Origin of the sequence: Eggerthella guodeyinii, from assembly GCF_009834925.2 — a bacterium.
Lineage (GTDB): Bacteria > Actinomycetota > Coriobacteriia > Coriobacteriales > Eggerthellaceae > Eggerthella > Eggerthella guodeyinii.
Window position 1 is genome coordinate 1,902,105 of the sequence record NZ_CP063310.1, and the last position, 22,621, is coordinate 1,924,725.

Consider the following 22,621-nt stretch of genomic DNA (forward strand, 5'->3'; position numbering starts at 1 on the left):
TCTACGCCGTGGCGCTTTGGATGTACTGGGCCGCGCTCTTGCCGCCGATGCGTCCCCAGGTGAAGCAGTTCGACAGCGTGAAGCCCATGTAGGCGGAGTTGCCGCCGGCCTCGCCGCCTACGAAAAGGCCGGGGATGGGCGTGCCGTCCGCTTTCACGACCTCGCCCGCCTCGTTTCGCGCGATGCCGCCGTACGTGATGATCTCGCAGGGCACGACGGGCAGGGCCGCGTAGGGCGGGTTGATCTTCGCCGTGGGGAAGCACCCGAACTCCTGGTCGACGCCTGAATCGACCGCCGCGTTGTAGGCGTCGAGGGTTGCTTGCAGGCCGACCTCATCCACTCCGAGGCTCCGCGCGAATTCGGAAACGTCGGCTCCCGTCGCGTAGGCGAGGTTTTCGCCGCGCGCGGTCTTGCCGTCGGTCGCGTCGATGGTCGCCTGGTCGGACACCATCCAGACGAAGCCCTTCCCGTCGCGGTGCATCTGGTCGAATACGGGGCCGTTGAGGTTCTGCGACATGTAGCCCTTGTCGTCCTCGTTGCAGAAGCGCGTGCCCGCCGCGCCGACGAGGATCATGTTGGCGAGGTTGGTGAAGCCCTTGACGTTCGCCGAGGCGGAGGTGCCGTCGTGCTCGCTCATGATGGTGTGGTCCTTCAGCACGCACATCATGTCGTTGGTGTGCGTGAGCCCCGCCCCGGCATTCGAAGCCGCTATCAGCCCGTCGCCTTCGCAGCCCAGGTAGCCTATTCCGAAGGTTCCCGCCTTCTCCGGATCGAGCCGGGCGGTGAGCTCGGGGTTCTGCGCATAGCCGCCGGTGGCGATCATGACGGCCTTCGCCTTGATGCGCAGCGTCTTCGACCCGCTTTCGGCGACGACGCCCTCGACCTTTCCCTCGCCGTCCAGGAGAACGTCCGTCAGCTTCGTGTCCTTCTTGATCTCGACCTCCAGCTCGTCGAGGCGCGCCGTGAAAGCATCGGCGAAGCCGGCTCCTCCGCCGTCGACCGTGTGCATCATCTGCAGCGGCCCGTAGTAGACGGCCACGTCGTCGATGAACGGGACGTGCACGCGCTCGGCGAGCCAGTCGATGGTCTTGCCGCAGTTCTCCACCGTGATCTTCGTCAGGGCGGGATCGAGGCGGTACGAGGCGTTGTTCATGAGGTTGGCGTACATCTCGTCGTAGGTGAGCTCGATGCCCTGCTTCTTCTGGATGGCGGTGTCGAACCCGGCGATCATGCCTTGCGACGTGGTGGTGGTTCCGCCTACGTTCGAACGCTTTTCGATGATCATGACGTTCTCGATGCCGCTGTCCTTCGCTTCGATGGCGCACGCCATGCCGGAGCCGCCGCACCCGCAAACGAGCAGATCGACCTCCTCGTCCCATGTCCCTGCCGCCGTCGAGGTGGCCGCCTCCTGCCCTGATTGGGGCGAGCAGCCGGCGATCCCCGCGAGCGCGAGGGCCCCTCCTCCCAAAGCGAGGCCTCCCAAGAAAGTGCGTCGTGATAGCTCGTGCATGTTCCCTCCCTTTCCTTGCGTGCGGCGCCGCCTCGCCGGCGTGCCGCTTCGTCCCCTTCGGCCGGTCGGGCTGCCGGTGCTCGCGCACCCGCCCCCGGTCGTCGTCGACCAGCATAGAGGCGCCGATTCGCGGCGTCTTCTTCCAAAATGGGTTGAATGCGGCGCGACCCAAAATGGGTTGTTTGGGTTTCGGGGCAAAATGAGGATTGCTTTCGGCCTTCCCTTAGGAGAAAGTGGAAAGGTGAGGGAGAGGGGGCCTATGAAAGCGCAACGCGCGCACGGATCTGCGTGCTCCACCGGGTCGTGGGTCTTTTTGGCGTGCGTCGTGGCGGGGTTCGCCTCGTTCAAGTCCGCGCAATCCGTGGCGTACGCGACGGCCATGTCTCCGGGCGGAACCCCGTTCATCATGCTGTCGAACCTTTCATTCGCCGTCGTGACCTCGTTTCCCATCGTGGTCGCCTACTGCGTCGCGGTCGTCCTCGCCTACAAGGGGTGGATGCCGTCGTTCAAGCTGCCGGTCGTCGTGCCGGCCCTCCTCCTGGCGTCGGGAGGCGTGCTGTCGCTGTTCGGCGTCTTCGATGCGCTCGAGCCGTTCGTCCACCTCGTCGTCGTGTGCGTGATGTACGGCGTGGGCACCGCCTTGCTCACCTTGGCTTGGGTGGAGGTGTTCGCGTCGGTGGACGTGGTGAGGAGCATGCAGATGCTCGCTTCGGCCACGCTGCTCTCCGCTCTGCTCTCCAACGCCGTCATGCGCTTGCCGCCGTCGGCCGTCATGGTGTGCGTCGCCGCGCTGTCCCTGGCGGGCGTCGCGCTGTACCTGAAAGCGAAGCGGATCGTGCTCGCGAGCGAGGGACGGCCTTCGTTTTCGCCGGTGGCGGCGGGGCGCTACGCGAAAGGGCTCGCGTCCATCAGCAACGGCCTGGCGGTGCTGCTCGCGCTCGGGTGCGTGGTGGGCATCCTGAACAGCTTCATGCTGATCGACGGGTACGCGTTCGAGGGCTCGGACAGGGCGGGCGGCCTCGGCGTCGTTCTGGGCTACTGCGCGTTCTTCGTGGTGGCCTATGCGATGCCGAGGCGGCTGGGCATGGAGCGCGCGTACCGCATCCTGTTCCCCGTGCTGGCTACGCTTCTGCTCGCGTGGCCCTTTTTGGGATTCCGGTTCGGCTATCTGTTCAGCGTGCTGTTCATCATGGGCTACCAGTTCGCGTCGGTGGGGGTCATGTACCTGATCGTGCGCGAGTCGCACGACCGCTCGCTGAACCCGTACGTGTTCATGGGCGCTTCGGCGGTGATGATCAGGCTGTCGGTGCTGGCGGGCGTGCTGATAGGCGGAGACGTGGCATCGCGCTCCTACGACTGGATCTCGAAGGCCATGCTGATCGTCGCCATAGCCATGTACGCGCTGGCGTTCGTGCTGCTGTACCTGTCGCGGGGCAGGAAGGCGGAGCGTGACGGGCGGAAGGGCCGGCGTTCCCGGCCGGAGCCGACCGACGACGAGGCGTTCCGCCGAAAAGCCGCCGAGCTGGGGAAGCGGTACGGTCTGACCGAGCGCGAGCAGGGAATCCTCTCGCATCTCGCACGCGGGCGCACGTCCACCTACATCGGGGAGCAGCTCTGGCTGTCCCCGAACACCGTGCGCGGCCATATCAAGAAGATATACGTGAAGCTGGACATCCACAGCAAGCAGGAGCTCATCGACCTGTTCCTCGATTAGGAGCGCCCGCCCCGCGGGCGCGGCGGCCGGGGCGGCGCGTTCTCGTTTACAATAGAGGGCGATGGGAGGATCGACGGGAGAGGAGACCATGCGGATTTCTTGGCGCGATTTCGGGTTCGGCCTGCAGTGGGCGTGGATATGCCTGTCGCTGCACAGCTCGGTGCTGTATGCGAACGCCTCCGACCCCTTGCAGGACGTGGGCCTCGCCTCGTTCGCGCAGCCGTGCGTCTCCGTCGTCAGCTTGCTGGCGCTCGCCCTGCTGTTCAGACGCGGGCGCATCGGCGAGAGCAGGGTCGCCTGCGGCATCGCGGCGGCTGGCGGCGCGCTGGGGACGGTCGCGGTGTTCGCGGGATCGACCGTCGGCTCGGCTGCGGGGCTCGCCCTGTTCCTGGCGGGGGTCGCCCTTTCGACGGTGGCGAACTCCATCGTCTTCATCATGTGGAGCGAGCGCTACAGCGAGTACCCCACCCAGGAGGCGATGCGCTACGTGTCGCTGTCCATCGCGCTGGGCGTGGGCCTCGCGATGGCGCTCGGCGCGCTCCCTCTTCCCCACGTCGCCGCCCTGGCCGTCGCCGCGGCGCTGCCGTGCCTGTCGCTGGCCGCGCTCCCGAGAAAGCGCGCGGAAGGGGAGGGCCCCGAAGCGGGCGCGCCGACGACGGCCGGCTCCCCGGCGGACGCGCCGCCGACCATCGGCAAGCGCGGCTGCCCGCTCCCCCTGACGTTCATGGCGGGCCTCGTCATCTACGGCGCCGTGTTCGGCCTGATGTCCGGACTCTTCTTCTCCGACGCCGACGGGTTCTTGGACACGAGCGGGGTGGGGCTCGCGTTCACCGGCGCCACGGCGCTCGCCTTCGCGCTCGGCAGCTTCGCCTTCCCCAAGCGCCTCCGCTTCGAAACGCTTGCCAAGATGGTCCTGCCCCTGCTGGCGGCCGGTTTCATCCTGCTGCCCGTGGGAAACGACTCGCTCGCGTACGGGCTCATGAAGGCGGGTGAGACGATGTTCGACATGGTCCTCTGGATCGTGATGCTCGACATCGCCGCCGCGTCGACGCGCTACTCGGCCGCCGCCGTGTTCAGCTGGGGGCGCCTGATCGTCCAGGCCGGCAGGGCGGTCGGGTTCGTGCTCGTGTCCACCATCGCGGCCGCGTTCTCCGTCGACGGCATGTTCCTCGCGGCCGTCGCGCTCGTCGTGGTGTACGTGCTGATCCTGGCCAGTAGCTTCGCGTTCGACGGCTCGTTCTTCCGCGTGCGCAAAGGCGGCCTTTCCCGGGGCGCGCTCAAAGCCGACGCCCGTGCGCGCTGCGCGTCCATGCGGCAGCGCTACGGCCTGTCCCCGCGCGAGATGGACGTGCTCGAGCTCATCGCGCAGGGGCGCAGCGGCCCCGTAATCGCCAAGCAGCTCGTCATCGCCGAGAGCACGGTGAAGACCCACACCCACAACATCTACCGCAAGGTGGGCGTGGCAACGCGGCAGGAATTGCTCGACGTCGTGGACGGCGCGGATGTTTCGGACGAGAATCCGAACGCGTAACGCCTGGTAGAACGCGCTCCATCCAATCGGGGGATGGCGGAATCCACCGGTTCCATCCAAAACTGGGATAGGCGGCCGCACGGGCGTCGCCTACGCTGCGCCTTGTCGTTCGCATGGAGGCGAACGGCGCCCGCGGATCGTCGCGGGCAGGAGTCAGCGCTACCCAGGAGGGAATTGCCATGAACGAAACGAAGGGATTGACGCGTCGAGGGTTCTGCACGGGAGCCCTCGCGGCGGGCGCCGCCACGGCGTTCGCGGGGCTGATGGCGGGCTGCTCGTCCACGGGCGGCCGGAAGGCCGACGGGGCCGACGCCGCCGACGGGGCGGGCTACGCCGACCAGGTTGCCGAAACCATCGATGCCGACGTGGCCGTCATCGGCGGCGGCATCTCGGGTCTCGCGGCCACGGTGCAGGCGGCCGAGTACGGCGCGTCCACGGTTCTGGTGGAGGTCGGCGGCGACGTGGGCGGCAACGGCACGGGAACGGAAGGCATGTTCGGCGTGAACAGCGACATGCAGAAAGAGCAGGGCATCGAGATCACGCTCGCGGAGATCGTGGCCCACGAGATAGACTTCTTCAACTACCGGATCAACGCGACGTTCTGGAGCGATCAGGTGGAGCGCTCGGGCGACAACCTCAACTGGCTCGTCGAGAAGGGCGTGGAGTTCTCCGGCGTCGTCGACGACTACGGCGGGGTAGGCCAGGTGCCCACGTTCCACTGGTACAAGGGCCTGGCGTCCGAGAGCTACATCCCGCCGATGAAGGCGAAAGCCGAGGAGTACGGCGCACAGATCCGCACGCAGACGCGCGCCCGCCAGCTCATCGTGGACGGCGACGGGGCGGTCACCGGTTTCTACGCCGAGCAGGGCGACGGGTCGATCCTGCAGGTGAACGCCCGGGCTGTCATCCTGGCATCGGGCGGATTCGGCAGCAACCGCGACCTGGTGGAGAAGCAGGGCATCGTGCTGGACACGGTGTCGCTGACCGGCAACCCCACCAACATCGGCGACGGTTTGGAGATGGCCCTCGAGGCGGGCGCCTTCGACAACCGCAACCATACCGCCTACCTCAGCAACGCGTGCCTGAACGGCATCCCGACGATGAGCGCGTTCCAAGTGGCCATCGACGGGTCGGGCCTGTGGGTGAATTCCGAGGGCATGCGCTACACGAACGAGAACTGCGGCGCGAAGGCCATGATCTGCGCGTCGAACACGGTGCTGACCCAGACGGGATCGTACATGGTGTACGACCAGGCGGGCATCGACCGGCTGGCCGAGAAGTTCGAGAGCATGTTCGATCTGAAGGCCGAGCTCGAGGAATCGCTGGCCCAGGGGGCCGACGGGCTGTACTCGGCGGACACCGTCGAGGGGCTTGCCGGCGCGATGGGCATCGACAAGGCCGCGTTCGCCGCGACGGTCGAGCAGTACAACGGCTACTGCGAGCTGGGCGAGGACCGGTCGTTCGGCAAGGAGCCGGAGCTGCTCGCGGCCATCGAGACCGGGCCGTTCTACGCGCTCAAGCACGTCATCATGCTGGGAACCACGATGGGCGGCATCCTGGTCAACCGCGATTACCAGGCCGTGACCGCGGCGCGCGAAGCCATACCCGGGCTCTACGCCGTCGGCACCGACAGCTGCATGCTCTACGACGGCACGTACACCATCGAGGTGCCCGCCTCCATCGGCGGCCACAACCTCAACTCCGCGCGCACCGCGGTGAGGCACGCGCTGGGCAAGAGCTGATCGGCTCCCGATCCTCCGGGCGCATCCGCGCCTGCGAGGGCCCCTCCCGGACGCGGGCCGGCGCCGACTCCCTCGGGCGTCGGCCCGCCCCGCGGGCGCGGCGGCCGCTAGCTCTGCGGCTTCAGGGGGCCGTAGAAGTACGAGGCGGTGGCGCCGCCGTCTATGAGGACGTCCGTCCCGGTGATGAAGGCGCCCTGCGGGCGCATGAGCAGCTCGGCCACGTTCGCCACCTCGTCGGCCGTGCCGGCGCGGCCTGCGGGGCACTGGGCGAACATGGTGCGGTAGAAGTCGCCGCGCGGCCCGGCCAGCTCGTCGAGGGCGAGCGGGGTGACGATGATGCCCGGCGAGATGGAGTTGAGCCGCGCGCCGCGCATGCCCCACTTCACCGCCTCGGCCATCACGCGCTTCTCGTTGCAGCGCTTCGCCAGCTGGTAGGCGTGCAGCGTGTCGACGATGTTCTCCGGTTGGAGGATGTCCAGGTCCAGCAGCTCGTCGGCGGGCGTGGTGGCCAGCAGCTCGTCGACCTCGGCGCCGAGCGCGGGCATGCGGTGTCCCGACTGGCTCGAGATGGTGACGCCGGCGCCGCCCCGCTTGACGACCTTGCCCACCTCTTCCAGCAGCATGGCGGTGCCGTAGAGGTCGACCGCGAGGATGGCCTCGACGGGCGCCTGGCTGGGCGAGACGCCCGCCGCGTTCACGAACATGGCCACCTCGCCGCGCTCGCGCGCCTCGCCGACGAGGTCCCGCACGGAATCGCGCGAGGAGATGTCCGTTTCGAACGCTTCGGCGGCGAACCCCGCCTCGTTCAGGGTGCGGGCCGCCGCCTGGGCGTTCTCCAGCCGCTTGTCGCCGACCACGATGGTCGCGCCGTACCCCATGCGCCGCGCGATGGCCAAGCCGATCTGGCCCGCGCCGGTGAGTATCATCACGTCGTTCATGCCGTGCTCCTTAGGTTTCGTCCTTCGATGTCGCCGAGGAGCATACGGCTTGGAGCCGACTCCAAGTCAAGAGGCGTTTTAGGAGCCCGCGCGCATGCGAGCGCGCGGGCGCGCGGGCTCCTGCGCCCCGCTACAGCCCCAGGCCCTTCGCCACGTTGGCGATGAAGTCCTGGACGTTCGTCACGATGCCGCGGGAGGCCAGCGAGCCGCGGTCGATGAGCTTGTTCACGGCGAACTCGGCGATGTCGACGCAGTAGAAGTACACCTGGCGCACGGTGCCGTCCTCCAGCACGCGGTACGACGGCGTCATGTTGCCCGTGGCGATGGTGTGCAGCATGGTGGCCATGCACACGACGGTGGTGGCTTTGCGCAGGTGGGCGCGCATGGCGTCCTGCGCCTCGTAGGCGTTGCCCAGCACGCACGGCAGCGGGCCGTCGTCGCGGATGGAGCCCGCCAGCACGTAGGGCACGCCCTTCTTCTCGAGCGCGTGCATGATGCCGCTCGTCACCTGCTCCTCCTCGATGAACCGGCCGATGGAGCCGTACAGCCGCACGCGGTTGATGGTGTCGAGGTGGTTGTAGTGGCCGAGCGGGCGGTTCTCCTGCGTCTCGATGTCCTGGCCGAGCGCCGTGTGGAAGTAGGAGCCCTCCAAATCGTGCGTGGCCAGCGCGTTGCCGGCGAACACCGCGTCGGCGTAGCCGGCCTCGACGATCTTCGAGAACGCCGTGCGCGAGAAGCCGTTGAACGAGAACGCCGGCCCCATGACCCACACGATGTAGCCGTGCTCGCGCTCGTGCTTCAGCAGCTCGTACAGCTCGTCGTACTCGCGGGAGAACGCGGTCTCGCGCGAGCGTCCCAGGCGGAAGGCGAAGTTGTCGGCATGCCTGCCGGCGTCGGCCAGCTCGCCCTCGTCGTCCGGCGCGGCGTCGAACCCGTTCGTGTGGACGTAGATGCCCTGCGCGCCCGACTCGGTGCGCCCGCACACGATGGCGTCGCCCGCGCGGATGTGGCGGAACTCGCGCACGAAGATGCGCCCGCCCTCGAAGACGGGCACGCAGTCCATGCGGCTGTCCTCCGCGAACAGCCACGTGCCGTCGATCTTGAAGTACTCGGGGTAGATGCTCATGGCGTGGTAGCCCTCGGGCGCCACGCCGTCCTTCGGCGCGGGGAGCAGCACGGCGTCGGGCGCGCCGGCCAGCGGCTCGCGGTCGAAGTCGGGCGCGGTGTAGGGGTTCAGTGCGAAGCTCATGGGCGGCCTTCTTTCGGGGTACGTCTCTCTCGGAGGGCGATTATAGCAGGAGACGGGGCGCTCGCGCCGCGCAGACGCTCGCGCGGCGGGTCGCGCCCCTCCGGATGCGAGCCGCGTTCTTATCCCTGGAGAAGCGGCGTTTTGCGGTCATACCGTTTTGCGCCCTGTCTCGCATAGTCCCCGAGAAATGCACCCTCGTGGCACGGAATACGCCTCGAAAAGGCAAGGTTCCCGAGAAATGCACCCTCGAAAGACGGGTTCGCTTCGAAATGCATGGCTCGAAACAATCGCCATCAGGCGCGATGCGTGGGACGGTTCCGATTTTTCTGGTCGTATGCTTTCAGAGGCGTGCCAAAGGGGTGCAAAACTCACGGACTTTGCTCGTCCGGACCTCGCAAGGCGGCGCATGCGGGTAGAATACGCATTCGAACATCGATCGAGATCCCCGGAGGCCTTCCCCCATGGTTGAACGCGCGCAGGATGCAACGACAGAGCCCGACGACGAGGCGTACCTTCCCGGTTCGCTGGGCCGGCTCGCGCCGACGTGGTGGGAGCCGGCCGAGGGCGAGCCGGCGCTGGAGCCGTGGCTTTCGCCCGATGCGGCGCTCGACCGCTTCCTCGACTGGACGACCGCGCGCGGCATCGAGCTGTGGTCCCACCAGGAGGAGGCGCTCATGGACCTCATGGTGGGCGACCACGTGATCCTCGGCACGCCCACGGGCTCGGGCAAGTCGCTCGTGGCGCTGGGGATGCAGTTCATGGCGCTGGCCACGGGGAAGCGCTCGTACTACACGGCGCCCATCAAGGCGCTGGTCAGCGAGAAGTTCTTCAGCCTCGTGGAGGTGCTCGGCCGCGAGAACGTGGGCATGATCACGGGCGACGCGCACATCAACGCCGAGGCGCCCGTCATCTGCTGCACGGCCGAGATCCTGGCCAACCAGGCGCTGCGCGAGGGCGAGGCCGCCGACGTGGGCTGCGTGGCCATGGACGAGTTCCACTTCTACGGCGACGCCGATCGCGGCTGGGCGTGGCAGGTGCCGCTGCTCACGCTGCCGAAGACGCAGTTCCTCCTCATGAGCGCCACGCTGGGCGACGTCAGCGCCATCGCGGCGTCGCTCAAGGAGCGCACGGGCACGGACGTGGACGTCGTCGCCGACGCGCCGCGCCCGGTGCCGCTGTCGTACGAGTACGTGGAGATGCCGCTCGAGGGCACGGTGGAGCTGGCCCTGCGCAAGGGCGAGGCACCGCTGTATCTCGTGCACTTCTCGCAGGACGCGGCGCTGGCCACAGCGCAGGCGCTGTCGAGCTACGGCGTGGCCTCCAAGGAGCAGCGCGAGCTCGTCAAGGACGCCGTGAAGGGCACGCGCTTCACCACGGCGTTCGGCAAGACGCTCAAGCGCCTGCTGGCGAGCGGCGTGGGCGTGCACCACGCGGGCATGCTGCCGCGCTACCGGCTGCTCGTGGAGAAGCTGGCCCAGCAGGGCCTCCTGCCCGTCATCTGCGGCACCGACACGCTGGGCGTGGGCATCAACGTGCCCATCCACACTGTGGTGCTCACGCAGCTCACGAAGTTCGACGGCTACAAGATGCGCCGCCTGCGCGCCCGCGAGTTTCATCAGATCGTGGGCCGCGCGGGGCGCTCGGGCTTCGACACCGAGGGCATGGTGATCGCCGAGGCCCCCGAGCACGACATCGAGAACGCGAAGCTCATGGCGAAGGCGGGCGACGACCCGAAGAAGATCCGCAAGGTCAAGAAGAAGCAGCCGCCCGAGGGCTTCGTCACCTGGAACAAGCAGACCTTCGAGCGCCTCATCGCGGCGGTGCCCGAGACGTTGAAGCCGCGCATGAAGATCACCCATTCCATGGTGCTGTCCGAGGTGGTGCAGGGCGGCGACGCGTACAGCCGCGTGCGCCGGCTCATCGAGGACTCGGCGCAGACCGCCGAGGAGAAGGCCGCGCTCGTCGTGCGCGCCGACGAGATATTCGAGACGCTCGTGAACGCCGACGTCATCGAGAGCGTCGAGGGCGAGGACGGGGGCACCGCGTACGTGACCACGGTCGACCTGCCCGAGGACTTCGCGCTCGACCAGCCGCTGTCGCCGTTTTTGCTGGCGGCGCTCGAGCTGCTCGACCCGGAAAGCGACACGTACGCGCTCGACGTCATCTCCATGGCCGAGGCCACGCTGGAGAACCCGCGCCAGGTGCTGCGCGCCCAGGAGCGCGCCGCGCGCGACCGCGCCATGCAGGACATGAAGGCCGACGGCGTCGAGTACGAGGAGCGCCTCGAGCGCCTCGCCGAGATCACGTACCCGCGCCCGCTCGAGGAGCTGCTGGACGCCGCGTTCGAGCGCTACTGCGCCGACGTGCCCTGGGCGCGCGACTTCCAGCTGGAGCCGAAGTCGGTGCTGCGCGACATGCTGGAGGGCGCGTCCGACTTCAAGGGCTACGTGCAGCGCTACGGCATCGCGCGCTCGGAGGGCACGCTCTTGCGCTACCTGTCCGACGCCTACCGCGTGCTCGACCGCACGGTGCCCGCGGACAAGCGCGACGAGCGGCTCGTGGACGTCATCGCATGGCTCGGCTTCGTCGTGCGCTCGGTGGACTCGAGCCTCGTGGACGAATGGGAGAGCGCGGGCTCCGCGGCCGACGCCGCGCCGCCGTCGGCGGGCGACGTCGTGGTGGCCGACCGCCGCGGCCTCACCGTGCTCGTGCGCAACGCGCTGTTCCAGCGCGTGCGGCTGGCCTCGCAGGGGCGCGCGGCCGAGCTGGGCAAGCTCGACCAGGAATGGGGCTGCGGCGAGCCGCGCTGGCAGCGCGCGCTCGACGCCTACTTCGAGGTGCACGAGGCCGTCCAGATCGACGCCGACGCCCGCTCGACGGCCTACCTCGCCATCGACGAGGCGGACGAGGCGACCGACCGCGTGTGGCACGTGCGCCAGATATTCAGCGACCCCGAAGGCGACCACGATTTCGCCCTCGTCGCCGACGTCGACCTCGACGCCAGCCAGGAGGAGGGGGAGGCCGTGTTCAAGAACCTCCGCGTGGGCTTCGTGGAGGACCTGGGGGAGGAGCGGCTCGCCTGACGCGCGGCTCCGCCTCGCCTCGTGCGCGCCCCGGGCGTCTTCCGGTGCGCGCGTCTCCCCGGGCGCATGCGCCCCTTCCTCCCCGTCCTCAACTATATTTTGAACCGATTGATCAGGTCTTTGCTCCGTTGACTTTTTGCCATACTTAACACTTCGGTGTCTCTTCGCCTCGGGGCGAGGCGACCGGAGGTTTTTTGTGCGATAGGAGGAGACGGATGAGGAAGATCAGAGGGGGAGCGCGCGCCACGTTGCTGCTCGCTGTCCTGCTGCTTTCGTGCGCGTTGGCGGGCCTTGCGGGGTGCGCGAGCGCGAGCGACGATAAGGGGACCGCGTCGAACGGCGAGACGCTGCGCGTGGGCGTGCGAAGCGACGTGGTGGGCTTCGGCTACCTCAACGACGACACGGGCAAGTACTACGGCCTCGAGATCGACATCGCCAACGAGATGGCCGAGCGCATGGGCTACGGCGCGGTGGAGTTCGTGAGCGTGCTGCCCGAGAACCGCAAGGACATGCTGCAGAACGGCGAGGTCGACTGCCTCGTGGCGTGCTACTCCATCGCCGAATCGCGGCAGAAGAACTTCGACTTCTCGCCGGCGTACTATTCCGACGACTCCATCGTCATGGTCGAGAACAGCGCGCTCATCGACGGCGTCGACGCGCTCGAGGGCAAGACCCTCGGCACCATGTCGGGCTCGAACACCGCCCCGCAGCTCGTGATCAAGCTGACGGAGGCGGGCTTCACGTCCGGCGAGGCCCTGTCGGCCAACGAGGACAACTCCGACGTCGTGTTCGACACGTTCCATCTCGTGCAGATGGCGTCGTACCAGGAGCTCAGCAAGGCGCTCGAAGAGGGCGCGATCGACGCCGCCTGCATGGACGGCAGCATCGCCAAGACCTACCTGGACGCCGACCGCAGCATCCTCGACTTCACGATCGACACGCAGGAGTACGGCGTCGCCACGCAGAAGGACTCCGCGCTCAGCCAGCCGGTTTCCGCCGCTATCCAGGGCATGCTCGACGATGGCACCATCGCCCAGCTGACGGATAAATGGGACTAGGGGAGGCCGCATGTCTACGAAACTCAAGGTGAAGATCGTCGTCCTCATCGCGGTGGCGGCCGTCAGCATGGCCGTCATGGGCGTGGTGCTGTCCACGATGCAGAACGACCTGTCGCTCGACGGCTACACGAGCGAGATGAAGCTCGAGGCCGACGCGCTTCCCGAGCTGCTGGAATCGGCGCAGGAGAGCGTCGACCAGAACACGGTCACCTACGACGAGATATTCCAGTCGAAGGCCGAGAGCGTCGCCTTCATGGCGAACAACAACGCGGGCTTCGAGGCCACCGATGCGAAGATGGCCGAGTACAAGGACCTCCTCGGCGTGGACAACGTCATGGTGGTCGGCCGCGACGGCAGCCTCATCGCGAAGGCGCAGGACACCCTCGCCAACTTCGCGTACCCGCGCTTCAACCAGCTGCGCACGGTGTTCGACGACGGCAAGCCCTCCCAGGCGGTGGAGGTCGAGCTGCCCGAGCAGAACTGGCTGCAGCGCTACTACGCCGCCGCCATCGACGCCGACACCATGGTGGTCGTCGAGCAGAACCCGGCCGAGCTGCGCGACCTCGTGGAGGTGACGGGCTCGACGAAGAGCGTGCTCGAGAACGTCGCCATCGGCCAGCACGGCTACATGTTCGCGGTGTCCGCCCAGGACTACCTCGTGGAGTACCACCCGAACTCGAACCTCGTCGGCACCGACGCCATCGACGGCGGCATCGACGTGACCGAGCTGGAGGACGGCAACGTCGGTTGGATGGAGCTGAACGGCGAGTCGCTGTACTGCAACGTGAGCAAGATCGGCGACCTGTACTACATCGCCGCCGTGCCCGAGAGCGACATGGCCGCCACCCGCAACATCACGGTGGGCGTCATCCTCTTCATCTTCTTCGCGGTGATGACCGTGGTCATCATGTACGGCATCTTCGTCATGCGCGAGGACGAGCGGCAGGGCTACGACGAGGGGCATTTCCGCACGGTGGGGCCGCTGCTGTACAACAAGGCCATCGGCCGGAAGGCGGCCGTGCTGTCGTTCGTGGGCTTCCTCGCCATCCTGCTGGTGACGTTCTACATGCAGACGCTGTTCGCGCTGTCGTCGGAATCGGTGGCCAACAACGAGCGCGTCGACGAGGTGGTTGAGACCATCCAGCGCTCCACCGACCGCATGGAGGACCTCAACGACCAGTACAGCGAGCGCTACCTCGGCAAGGCGCGCGTGGCCGGCTACATCATCGACCAGAACCCCGCGCTCGAGAACAGGGCCGACCTGCAGAAGCTGGCCGACGTGCTGCAGATCCAGTACGTGTTCACCTACGACGAGACCGGCACCATGGTGGCCACGAACTCCTCGTACGCGAACTTCGTGCTGAGCGAGAACCCGGACGACCAGTCCTCCGAGTTCAGGAAGCTGCTCCAGGGCGCCGACTCGGTGGTGCAGGACCCGCAGGCCGACGAGATCTCCGGCCAGCTGCGCCAGTACATCGGCGTGGCGCTGCACGATGCGGACGGCACCGCCAACGGCCTCGTGCAGCTCGGCATCCGTGCCACCCGTCTGGAGAACCTGCTGTCCAGCGTGCAGATCGACAGCGTGCTCGACGGCATGAAGTCGGGCGCCGACGGGTTCGCCTTCGCGGTGAACAAGGGCGACGGCACGTTCGCGTACTTCCCCGACCAGCGCCTCGTGGGCAAGCCCGCGCTCGAGCACGGCATGGCGGAGAACCAGCTGAAGGGCGGCTACTGCGACTACGTCACCATCGAGGGCGTCACGTACTACGCCTCGTCCGCCGAGACCGACGACTACTACCTCTACATCGCGGGCACCGAAGGCGAGCTCATGGCCGAGCGGGTGCCGTTGACGCTGACGACGGGCGGCATCGCGCTCGTGTGCCTCGCGGTGATCTTCCTGCTGCTGGCCTTCGAGCCGAAGCGGGGCTTCTCCGTGCCGAAGCGGCCCGAGGAGGAGGCCGAGTCGCGCATGTTCGACGTGACCATGCCGAGCGGCCGCAAGATCAAGACCGAATCCGCCGCCAGCCGCTGGCTCGACCGGTCGTTCAAGTGGAGCGAGCGCACGGCGGAGCAGAAGACGGCCGCCGTGGTCAAATGGCTCCTGGGCGCCTCGGTGATCGTGGTCTGCGTGGCCGTGGTGTTCCAGGACCGCTTCTTCGGCAGCGCGTCCATCTTCTCCTACATCCTGGGCGGCGAGTGGGAGCGCGGCCTGAACATCTTCGCGCTCACGGCGTGCATCATGTTCATCTGCGTGGCGATGACCGTGGTCACCGTGGTGCAGAAGCTGCTGAACCTGCTGTCCACGGTGCTGGGAGCGCGCGGCGAGACGGTGTGCCGCCTGCTGAGCAGCTTCATCAAGTACGCCACCATCATCGGCATGCTGTACTACAGCCTCATGCTCGTCGGCGTCGACACCACCACGCTGCTGGCCTCCGCCGGCATCCTGTCGATCGCCATCAGCTTCGGCGCGAAGGAGCTCGTCTCCGATATCCTGAGCGGCCTGTTCATCATCTTCGAAGGCGAGTTCCGCGTGGGCGACATCATCAAGGTGGGCGACTGGCGCGGCACTGTGGTGGAGATCGGCGTGCGCACCACGAAGGTGGAGGACGGCTCCCGCAACATCAAGGTCATCCGCAACAGCGACATCAGCAACGTCGTGAACATGACCAAGGAAGTGTCCTACGCCTCGTGCGACGTCGGCATCGAGTACGGCGAATCGCTCGAGCGCGTGGAGAACATCCTGTCCAAGGAGCTGCCGGCCATCCGCAAGCGCCTGCCGAAGGCCATCGACGGTCCCTTCTACAAGGGCGTGGTGGAGCTGGGCGACAACAGCGTGAACATCCGCATCGTGGTGCAATGCGACGAGTCGGACCGCGCGCAGCTCGAGCGCGACCTGAACCGCGAGATGAAGATGCTGTTCGACAAGTACGACATCAGCATCCCGTACCCGCAGGTGGTCATCAACCAGGCGAGCGAGTACAAGAAGGCGACGGCGGCCGAGCGCTTCCGCGCCGACCGCTTCAACGAGGAGCAGAAGGAAGTGGCGAAGGATCTCGGCAACGACGACGAGAACGCGTCGCGCTAAGCTCGCTCGAACGCACGGAATCGGGGCCCGGAACGATCGTTCCGGGCCCTTTTCGTTGCGGCGGCGGCCGCAGGCCTGCGGCTTGCGGTACGCTGGTCTCGACGCCCCCGCTGCGGCGAAACAGGGCGGTTCGCGCGAAACCATCGATTTCGGCGAACCTCGGCCCTCGCCGGCGCTACTAAGGGGTTGAACGGGACGACGGGAACGAGAGGCGGTGGCATGGGAGAGCGCGAAGCGGACGAGGAGCGGGCGCGCGCCGCCATCGCGCGCATGGCGCGCGGCGACGAAGGCGCGCTCGAGGAGCTGTACCGGCGCTACGCGCCGGCCGTGCTCGCGTTCGCCGCGGCGCGCCTGCCCGATCGCCAGCTCGCCGAGGAGGTGGCGGCCGACGTGTGGCTGGGCTGCTGGCGCGCCGCCCCCGCGTTCCGCGGCGACAGCCGCGTGCTCACGTGGCTGCTGGGCATCGCGAAGCGCCAGGTGTACGTGCGCATGCGTCGCGTCCGGCCCGTCGAGTGCGCGCTCGACGAGGTGGAGGGGCAGCTGGCCGACGAGGCGGGCGACCCCGCGGGCGCGCTCCTGGCCGAGGCGGGCGCGGACGAGATCGTGGCCGCGCTGGACGCGCTCGAGCCCGCGTTGGCCGAGACGGTGCGGCTCGCCTGGCTCCACGAGCTTCCTTACGCGGAGATCGCCCAGGTGACCGACGTGCCCGTGGGCACGGTGAAGTCGCGCGTGTCCCGCGCGCGAACCCTGTTGCAGAAGACCTTGGGGAGGCGGATATGAGCACGAACGGAACCGAGCCGCGCGCGGCGTTGCGCGCGGCGATGGAACGGCAGGAGCGGGCGTGCGCGGCCGACGTGCCCCCGTTCGCGCGCATCGCGGCGCGCATCGAGGAGGAGCCGTCGGTCTTCGAGGCGCCCGCCTGGCCGGCGCGCAAGAGCGCGCGGCTCGCGGCGAGCCTGGCGGCCGCGCAGGTGCGCGCGATGCCGCGGGCGGTGCTGCCGGCGGCGCTCGTCACGGCCGCGCTCGCGGCGGGCGCGGCGTGCTTCGTCGCCGCGGGCGGGGGAGCGTCCGATGCCGCCTGGTGGTTCTCGGCGCTCCTGCTGCTGGGCGCGGCGCTCACCGTGACGGCGGCGCTCTCCGCCGACGCGGCCGACGCGCTGGCGCTGGCCATGCCGCTGGGGCCGCAGACGGTGCTGCTCGCGCGCCTGGCGGTGGTGCTGGGCGTCGACGCGCTCGCGGGCCTCGCCGCCTCGGCGGCCTTCGCCTGGTGGGGCGCGCCGCTGGAGCTGGGCGCGCTCGTGTCGTCGTGGCTCGTCCCCCTCGCAGCCGTCGCGGGCGCCTCGGCGTTCGTGGCCGTGTGGTCGAACGCGTCGTGGACGGGCGCGGCGGCCGGGGCGCTCCTCGTCCCGCTCGTGGTGCCGGCCGGGCAGGCGGCTGCGGACGGCGGCGCGTTCGCGGCGATCGCCCTGCTGCAGGGCGCCGTCGCGCCCGAGGCAGTGGCGGCGGCGGGATGCCTCCTGCTCGCGGCTGCGGTGGTCACGGCGCGCCGGGCGCTGGTCGCGCATATGCAGGCAGCTTGAACCTGAGGAGGTTTCGCATGATTGCAGGATATGGCAGCGGCTCCGGCCGCTTGACGGGGTCGGCGGTGCGCGCGCTCGTCGCCGCGCAGGCGCGGCGGGTGCGCGCCGTGGGCGTCGTCGTGCCGGTGGCCGCCGGCGCGTGCATCGCGGCCGCCGGCGTGTGCTGGGCGCATGCGGCGGGAGCGTCGTCTGCGACGATGGCGATGCTCGCGCTCACGCAGGTCTACCCCCTGACGGTTGGCGTCTGCACCGTCGCGGTGCTCGCGGGCGACCCGCTCGTGGAGGTGCAGGCGGCCTCGCCGGTGGAGTTCCGCGCGGTGCAGACGCTGCGCGCGGTTATTTTGCTGGCGGCGGGTGCCGTAGGCGCCCTTGTTATGTTCGTTCCACTGCAAGCGTTGGGCATTGTGTACCGCGATGTCGGGTGGATGGGCCTCGTCACGCCGGTGGGCGGCGCGGCGCTCATGGTGCTGACGGCGTACGTCGCCGCGGCGCTCGCGGGCTCTTCCCGGAACGCCTCGCTCGCGGTCGTGGCGGTTTGGCTGTTCTTCGCGCTCGTATGGGACCCGAACGTGCCGCTGCTCGCGTTGCAGCGCGGGCTGCCGCTGCTGGCGCTGCTCGCGGCGGCCGCGTGCGTCTGGCGCGCGCTGGGCGCGCCCGAGTACGCGTGGAGGAAGTTGGGAGGCGCGCGATGAGGTTCTTGTCGCTGGCACGCGCCCATTTCCGCATGGCGGCGCGGCAGCGGGCGCTGTGGGTCGTGTCGCTCGCGCTCGCGCTGCTCTCGTTGGGGGTCACCGTGAACGACGGGCTTCCCTTCGAGACGGGCGACGTCGCCGACCTCGTGTTCCTGGCGCAGGTGCTGGCCATGCTGCCGCCCGTCGTGTACGCCGCGGCCTTCACCGACCTCGCCGCCGAGCCCGAGCGGCTCGGCGTCTCGGAAGTCGAGGCCTCGGCGCCCGTGCGCCCCGTCGTGCTGAGCGCCGCGCGCGTGGCGGGCGCGCTGTCCGTGATGGCGCTGCCCTCGGCCGCCGTGCTGTTGGTGTGCGCGGGCGGCCAGATGCTGCACGGCAACGCGTGGGCGCTGCCCCAGGCGATCGTGCTGCTCGCGGGCGTGGTGCTGCCGGCGGCCGCCCTCGCCGCGGCGCTGTCGGCGCTGGCGGGCGCGCTGCTGCCGCGGGCGCTGGCGCGCATCGCGGCGGTGGTCGCGTGGTTCGCGGCGCTGTTCGCGTTCTCGTTCCGCGGGGTGCCGGTGGACGGGGGCGTCAACGGCGTCCAGTTCCACGTCGTCGCCGACCCGATCTGCCAGGCGTTCTTCGGATCGAGCCCGTTCCTCGACTACCAGGGCCCGGCCGTCGCCGCCACGCCCGTCGAGGCCGTCGCGCTGCTCGCGCTCAAGCTCGCCGTCGCCGTCGCGCTGCTGGCCGTGGCCGGCGCCATCGCCCGCAGGCGCACCTACCGGCGCCGCTGAGCGCATCGCCGGCGGACGCATAGAAAGGATATCTCCATGTTCATCTCCCTCGACCACCTGGGCAAGGACTTCCCGAAGAAGCCGCGCGCCCTCGACGACCTCACGCTCGATCTGCCTTCCGGCATGATCGGGCTCATCGGCCCCAACGGCGCCGGCAAGACCACGCTCATGCGCATCCTCTGCGGCATCGTGGGGCCCACGACGGGGCGCGTGCTCGTGGACGGGCGCGACCTGTCCGAGCCGCGCAACCGCCGCGCGCTCAAGAAGTCCCTCGGCTACCTGCCGCAGGACATCGAGCCCTATCCCAACCTCACGCCGCCCGAGTTCCTCGACTACGTGGGCGTCCTCAAGGGCATGGACGACCGGCGCGCGCGGCGCCGCCAAGCCGACGAGCTCATCGAGCGCGTGGGGCTCGGCGACGTGCGCCGGCGGCGCATCGGCGGCTTCTCGGGCGGCATGCGGCGGCGCGTGGGCATCGCCCAGGCGCTCATGGGCGACCCGCGCCTGCTCGTGGTGGACGAGCCCACGGCCGGCCTCGACCCCGAGGAGCGCATGCGCTTCCGCACGCTGCTGGCCACGCTCGGCGGCGAGCGCACGGTGGTGCTGTCCACGCACATCCTCGACGACGTGGCGCAGACCTGTCCCTACGTATGCGTGCTGCGCGCGGGGCGGCTGCGCTACGACGGCGCCACCGCGGGCCTCATCGACGGCGCGCACGGCCGCACGTGGCTCACGCCGCCGCTCATGGCGCCCCCGGAGGGGGCGGTCGTGGTGAACGCCGCCACCACGGCGCAGGGGACGCGCTACCGCATCGTGTCCGCCGCGCCGCCGGCAGGGTCGGAGCCCGTCGAACCCACCCTCGAAGACGGTTACATGGCCCTGAGCACCCGATGAGGTTTCGGGCGCCTCGCCGGGACTGCGGTTCGTGGCAGGTTTTGGGAGAAATTCGCCGCGTTTTCGCGTTTCGGGCCGACGGGCGTGCGAATGCACGTTGCCGACCAGGCCGTATGCCGTCGGCCTGAAGCCGGATTCCCGATTTCGCGCTCGCAAAGGAGCTCCGACGACGAATTTCTCCGAATTTCCGCCACGAAGGACGCGTCCGGCGCGCACCATTCGCGTTCGCGATGCGCTACCATGGGGGCGTGAGCGCTGTCGGGAAGGGAGCTGCCATGCGCGTGCTCGTGTTGGGCGGGACGCAGTTCGTCGGGAGGGCGGTGACCGAGGAGCTCGTCGCGCGCGGTTGGGACGTGTCCATCCTCACGCGCGGCATCCGTCCTTCGGCGCCTGCGGGCATCAACCGCTGGTACCGCGCCGATCGGCGCGACGCGTCGGGTTGGGGCGCGCTCGCGGGCGAGCGCTTCGACGCGGTCGTCGACGTGTCCGCCTACGCGGCGGCGGACGTGGAGCCGGTGCTCGACGCGCTGCGCTTCGACGACGGCGCGCGCTACGTGCTCGTCAGCTCGGGAGCGGTGTACCGGCCGAGCGATCGACCGCTCGCCGAGAACGCGCCGACGGGCGAGAACGAGCGCTGGGGCCCATACGGGCTGGGGAAGCTCGAAGCGGAGCGCCTGCTCGTCGATCGCCAGCCGCGCTGCGGCTACGCGCTCTCCATCGTGCGGCCTGCGTATCTGTACGGGCCCGGCAACAACCTGTTCCGCGAGGCCTACCTGTTCGACCGGCTCGAAAGGGGGTTGCCCGTGCCGGTGCCGAGCGGCGGCACGCGAACGCAGTTCGCGCTCATCGACGACGCGGCGCGCATGCTGGCTGCGCTTGCCGAGCCCGTCCGCTGGAGCGCCGAGGCGTTCAACTGCGCGCATCCCGAGGCGATCGGTTGGGACGCCCTCGTTCGCGCGGCCGCCCGCGCGGCGGGCGTCGAGCCGCGCATTGCGCACGTCGGCTGCTCCGACGCGCTCGAGGCGCGTTCGTTCTTCCCGTTTCGCGACTGCACGTATCTGCTCGACGTGCGCAAGGCCGCGCGATTCGGGCTGCCGTCTCCCCAGACCGCCCTCGAGGAGGGTATGGGGCGGACGTACGCCTGGTATCGCGAGCGTCGCCCGGCCCTTTCCGACCCCAAGATGGCCCGCATCGAGGAAGCCCTGCGCCTTTCGGAGCGGTGAGGGGCTTCCTCCCAAGCGTCCCTGCGCGCCGCGTCGTTGCCGCGCTTGCGCCCGCTGCGTTTCCCGAGGCGTGTTTTCGGGGCGAAATCGGCGGGTTGCGCGGCATCCGCGCCACGGCAACGGTATCATATCCCCGTACGAGAAAACGGGGGAGCGTGAGGCTCTTTGGACACGGAAAGGTTGACTATGGCGAAACTAGCGATGACCACGCCGCTCGTGGAGATGGACGGCGACGAGATGACGCGCATCATCTGGCAGATGATCAAGGACGAGCTGCTGCTCCCGCACATCGATCTGAAGACCGAGTACTACGACCTGGGCCTCGAGCACCGCAACGCCACCGACGACCAGGTGACCGTGGACTCCGCCGAGGCCACCAAGCGCCTGGGCGTGGCCGTGAAGTGCGCCACCATCACGCCGAACGCTGCGCGCATGGACGAGTACGACCTCAAGAGCATGTGGAAGAGCCCCAACGGCACCATCCGCGCCATGCTCGACGGCACCGTGTTCCGCACGCCCATCACGGTGAAGGGCATCGAGCCCTGCGTGCGCAACTGGGTGAAGCCCATCACCATCGCGCGCCACGCCTACGGCGACGTGTACAAGAACGCCGAGCTGGTCGTGCCCGGCCCCGGCACGGTGGAGCTCGTGTACACCGCGGCCGACGGCGCCGAGACGCGCGAGCTCGTGCAGAAGTTCGACGGCCCCGGCATCGCCCAGGGCATGCACAACCTCGACGCGTCCATCGAGAGCTTCGCGCGCAGCTGCTTCGAGTACGCCCTCGACATCAAGCAGGACATCTGGTTCGCCACGAAGGACACCATCTCGAAGAAGTACGACCACCGCTTCAAGGACATCTTCCAGGAGATCTACGACGCCGAGTACGCCGCGCGCTTCGAGGAAGCCGGCATCGAGTACTTCTACACGCTCATCGACGACGCCGTGGCGCGCGTGATGAAGGCCGACGGCGGCTTCATCTGGGCCTGCAAGAACTACGACGGCGACGTGATGAGCGACATGGTGTCCAGCGCGTTCGGATCGCTGGCCATGATGACGTCGGTGCTCGTGTCGCCGCAGGGCTATTACGAGTACGAGGCCGCGCACGGCACCGTGCAGCGCCACTACTACAAGCACCTCAAGGGCGAGGAGACGTCCACGAACTCGGTGGCCACCATCTTCGCGTGGTCGGGCGCCCTGCGCAAGCGCGGCGAGCTGGACGGCCTCGACGACCTCGTGGCGTTCGCCGACAAGATGGAGCGCGCCACGCTCGACACCATCGAGGCCGGCGAGATGACGGGCGACCTCGCGCTCATCACCACGCTGCCGAACCCGACGAAGCTCAGCACCCGCGACTTCATCCTCGCCATCGCCAAGCGCCTGGCGGCGTAGCGCGCGCCTGCGGGCAAACAAAATACGGTACGCTAGCTGGGGAAGCGCGGAGGCGCTTCCCCAGCGGCGTTTTCGCGGCGCACCGGCGAAGCCCGACCGCGCCCGCCCCTCGCTGCGCGCGTTCGATTGACGAAACCTGCGCGAGCGTCAATCGAGGCTG

16 protein-coding genes are annotated in these 22,621 nt (G+C 68.8%); 13 read left to right on the forward strand and 3 right to left on the reverse strand.

Annotated elements, in window-relative coordinates:
* Position 1 precedes the first annotated feature (1 nt).
* A complete protein-coding gene (locus tag GS424_RS07890) occupies positions 2-1,510 on the reverse strand; it encodes an FAD-dependent oxidoreductase (RefSeq protein ID WP_160941661.1) in 1,509 nt (502 codons plus the stop codon).
* A 259-nt stretch (positions 1,511-1,769) separates the two neighbouring features.
* Between GS424_RS07890 and GS424_RS07895 the strand changes: the two genes are divergently transcribed.
* From GS424_RS07895 to GS424_RS07905, 3 genes are all read left to right on the forward strand, one after another.
* Positions 1,770-3,224, forward strand: a complete 1,455-nt coding sequence (locus GS424_RS07895; RefSeq protein WP_160941660.1) for a helix-turn-helix transcriptional regulator — start codon at positions 1,770-1,772, stop codon at positions 3,222-3,224.
* 88 nt (positions 3,225-3,312) lie between these two features.
* Positions 3,313-4,755, forward strand: a complete 1,443-nt coding sequence (locus GS424_RS07900; RefSeq protein ID WP_160941659.1) for a helix-turn-helix transcriptional regulator — start codon at positions 3,313-3,315, stop codon at positions 4,753-4,755.
* 179 nt (positions 4,756-4,934) lie between these two features.
* Positions 4,935-6,497 (forward strand): FAD-dependent oxidoreductase, encoded by a 1,563-nt coding sequence (locus GS424_RS07905; protein WP_160941658.1) that lies wholly within the window; start codon positions 4,935-4,937, stop codon positions 6,495-6,497.
* A gap of 107 nt (positions 6,498-6,604) precedes the next feature.
* On the opposite strand, the gene GS424_RS07910 is transcribed toward GS424_RS07905, so the two are convergent.
* Together GS424_RS07910 and GS424_RS07915 are read right to left on the reverse strand one after the other, a co-directional pair.
* Complete coding sequence (locus GS424_RS07910) at positions 6,605-7,435, reverse strand: SDR family oxidoreductase (RefSeq protein ID WP_160941657.1); 831 nt, start codon at positions 7,433-7,435, stop codon at positions 6,605-6,607.
* Positions 7,436-7,565: 130 nt separating this feature from the next.
* Positions 7,566-8,684: a putative NPN-dependent ornithine cyclodeaminase gene (locus GS424_RS07915; protein WP_160941656.1), complete on the reverse strand. Its 1,119-nt coding sequence runs from the start codon at positions 8,682-8,684 to the stop codon at positions 7,566-7,568.
* Between the two features lie 461 nt (positions 8,685-9,145).
* On the opposite strand from GS424_RS07915, the gene GS424_RS07920 reads away from it, so the two are divergent.
* From GS424_RS07920 to GS424_RS07965, 10 genes are all read left to right on the forward strand, one after another.
* Positions 9,146-11,767: a DEAD/DEAH box helicase gene (locus tag GS424_RS07920; protein ID WP_160941655.1), complete on the forward strand. Its 2,622-nt coding sequence runs from the start codon at positions 9,146-9,148 to the stop codon at positions 11,765-11,767.
* A 215-nt stretch (positions 11,768-11,982) separates the two neighbouring features.
* The gene (locus tag GS424_RS07925) at positions 11,983-12,825 is read left to right on the forward strand and encodes a transporter substrate-binding domain-containing protein (protein WP_160941654.1); all 843 of its coding nucleotides are present in this window, start codon (positions 11,983-11,985) and stop codon (positions 12,823-12,825) included.
* Between the two features lie 10 nt (positions 12,826-12,835).
* Positions 12,836-15,910, forward strand: coding sequence for a mechanosensitive ion channel domain-containing protein (locus GS424_RS07930; RefSeq protein WP_160941653.1), 3,075 nt, complete (start codon positions 12,836-12,838; stop codon positions 15,908-15,910).
* Between the two features lie 219 nt (positions 15,911-16,129).
* Positions 16,130-16,690, forward strand: a complete 561-nt coding sequence (locus tag GS424_RS07935) for an RNA polymerase sigma factor (RefSeq protein WP_160941652.1) — start codon at positions 16,130-16,132, stop codon at positions 16,688-16,690.
* On the forward strand, positions 16,687-17,490 hold the full coding sequence (locus GS424_RS07940; RefSeq protein WP_160941651.1) for a hypothetical protein: 804 nt from the start codon (positions 16,687-16,689) through the stop codon (positions 17,488-17,490). The genes GS424_RS07935 and GS424_RS07940 overlap by 4 nt, the downstream gene beginning before the upstream one ends.
* Positions 17,491-17,507: 17 nt before the next feature.
* A complete protein-coding gene (locus GS424_RS07945) occupies positions 17,508-18,182 on the forward strand; it encodes a hypothetical protein (protein WP_160941650.1) in 675 nt (224 codons plus the stop codon).
* The gene (locus GS424_RS07950; RefSeq protein ID WP_160941649.1) at positions 18,179-18,955 is read left to right on the forward strand and encodes a hypothetical protein; all 777 of its coding nucleotides are present in this window, start codon (positions 18,179-18,181) and stop codon (positions 18,953-18,955) included. Before GS424_RS07945 ends, GS424_RS07950 begins: the two co-directional genes overlap by 4 nt.
* A gap of 36 nt (positions 18,956-18,991) precedes the next feature.
* Positions 18,992-19,849 (forward strand): ATP-binding cassette domain-containing protein, encoded by an 858-nt coding sequence (locus GS424_RS07955; protein WP_154331845.1) that lies wholly within the window; start codon positions 18,992-18,994, stop codon positions 19,847-19,849.
* 275 nt (positions 19,850-20,124) lie between these two features.
* The gene (locus GS424_RS07960; RefSeq protein ID WP_160941648.1) at positions 20,125-21,072 is read left to right on the forward strand and encodes an NAD-dependent epimerase/dehydratase family protein; all 948 of its coding nucleotides are present in this window, start codon (positions 20,125-20,127) and stop codon (positions 21,070-21,072) included.
* Positions 21,073-21,258: 186 nt separating this feature from the next.
* Positions 21,259-22,461 (forward strand): NADP-dependent isocitrate dehydrogenase, encoded by a 1,203-nt coding sequence (locus GS424_RS07965; protein ID WP_160941647.1) that lies wholly within the window; start codon positions 21,259-21,261, stop codon positions 22,459-22,461.
* The last annotated feature ends 160 nt before the right edge of the window (positions 22,462-22,621 follow it).

Bases quoted from the DNA above. Each gene is read 5' to 3' on its own strand.
- GS424_RS07890 (WP_160941661.1), bottom strand. From the start codon at position 1,510: ATGCACGAGCTATCACGACGCACTTTCTTGGGAGGCCTCGCTTTGGGA.
- GS424_RS07895 (WP_160941660.1), top strand. From the start codon at position 1,770: ATGAAAGCGCAACGCGCGCACGGATCTGCGTGCTCCACCGGGTCGTGG.
- GS424_RS07900 (WP_160941659.1), top strand. From the start codon at position 3,313: ATGCGGATTTCTTGGCGCGATTTCGGGTTCGGCCTGCAGTGGGCGTGG.
- GS424_RS07905 (WP_160941658.1), top strand. From the start codon at position 4,935: ATGAACGAAACGAAGGGATTGACGCGTCGAGGGTTCTGCACGGGAGCC.
- GS424_RS07910 (WP_160941657.1), bottom strand. From the start codon at position 7,435: ATGAACGACGTGATGATACTCACCGGCGCGGGCCAGATCGGCTTGGCC.
- GS424_RS07915 (WP_160941656.1), bottom strand. From the start codon at position 8,684: ATGAGCTTCGCACTGAACCCCTACACCGCGCCCGACTTCGACCGCGAG.
- GS424_RS07920 (WP_160941655.1), top strand. From the start codon at position 9,146: ATGGTTGAACGCGCGCAGGATGCAACGACAGAGCCCGACGACGAGGCG.
- GS424_RS07925 (WP_160941654.1), top strand. From the start codon at position 11,983: ATGAGGAAGATCAGAGGGGGAGCGCGCGCCACGTTGCTGCTCGCTGTC.
- GS424_RS07930 (WP_160941653.1), top strand. From the start codon at position 12,836: ATGTCTACGAAACTCAAGGTGAAGATCGTCGTCCTCATCGCGGTGGCG.
- GS424_RS07935 (WP_160941652.1), top strand. From the start codon at position 16,130: ATGGGAGAGCGCGAAGCGGACGAGGAGCGGGCGCGCGCCGCCATCGCG.
- GS424_RS07940 (WP_160941651.1), top strand. From the start codon at position 16,687: ATGAGCACGAACGGAACCGAGCCGCGCGCGGCGTTGCGCGCGGCGATG.
- GS424_RS07945 (WP_160941650.1), top strand. From the start codon at position 17,508: ATGATTGCAGGATATGGCAGCGGCTCCGGCCGCTTGACGGGGTCGGCG.
- GS424_RS07950 (WP_160941649.1), top strand. From the start codon at position 18,179: ATGAGGTTCTTGTCGCTGGCACGCGCCCATTTCCGCATGGCGGCGCGG.
- GS424_RS07955 (WP_154331845.1), top strand. From the start codon at position 18,992: ATGTTCATCTCCCTCGACCACCTGGGCAAGGACTTCCCGAAGAAGCCG.
- GS424_RS07960 (WP_160941648.1), top strand. From the start codon at position 20,125: ATGCGCGTGCTCGTGTTGGGCGGGACGCAGTTCGTCGGGAGGGCGGTG.
- GS424_RS07965 (WP_160941647.1), top strand. From the start codon at position 21,259: ATGGCGAAACTAGCGATGACCACGCCGCTCGTGGAGATGGACGGCGAC.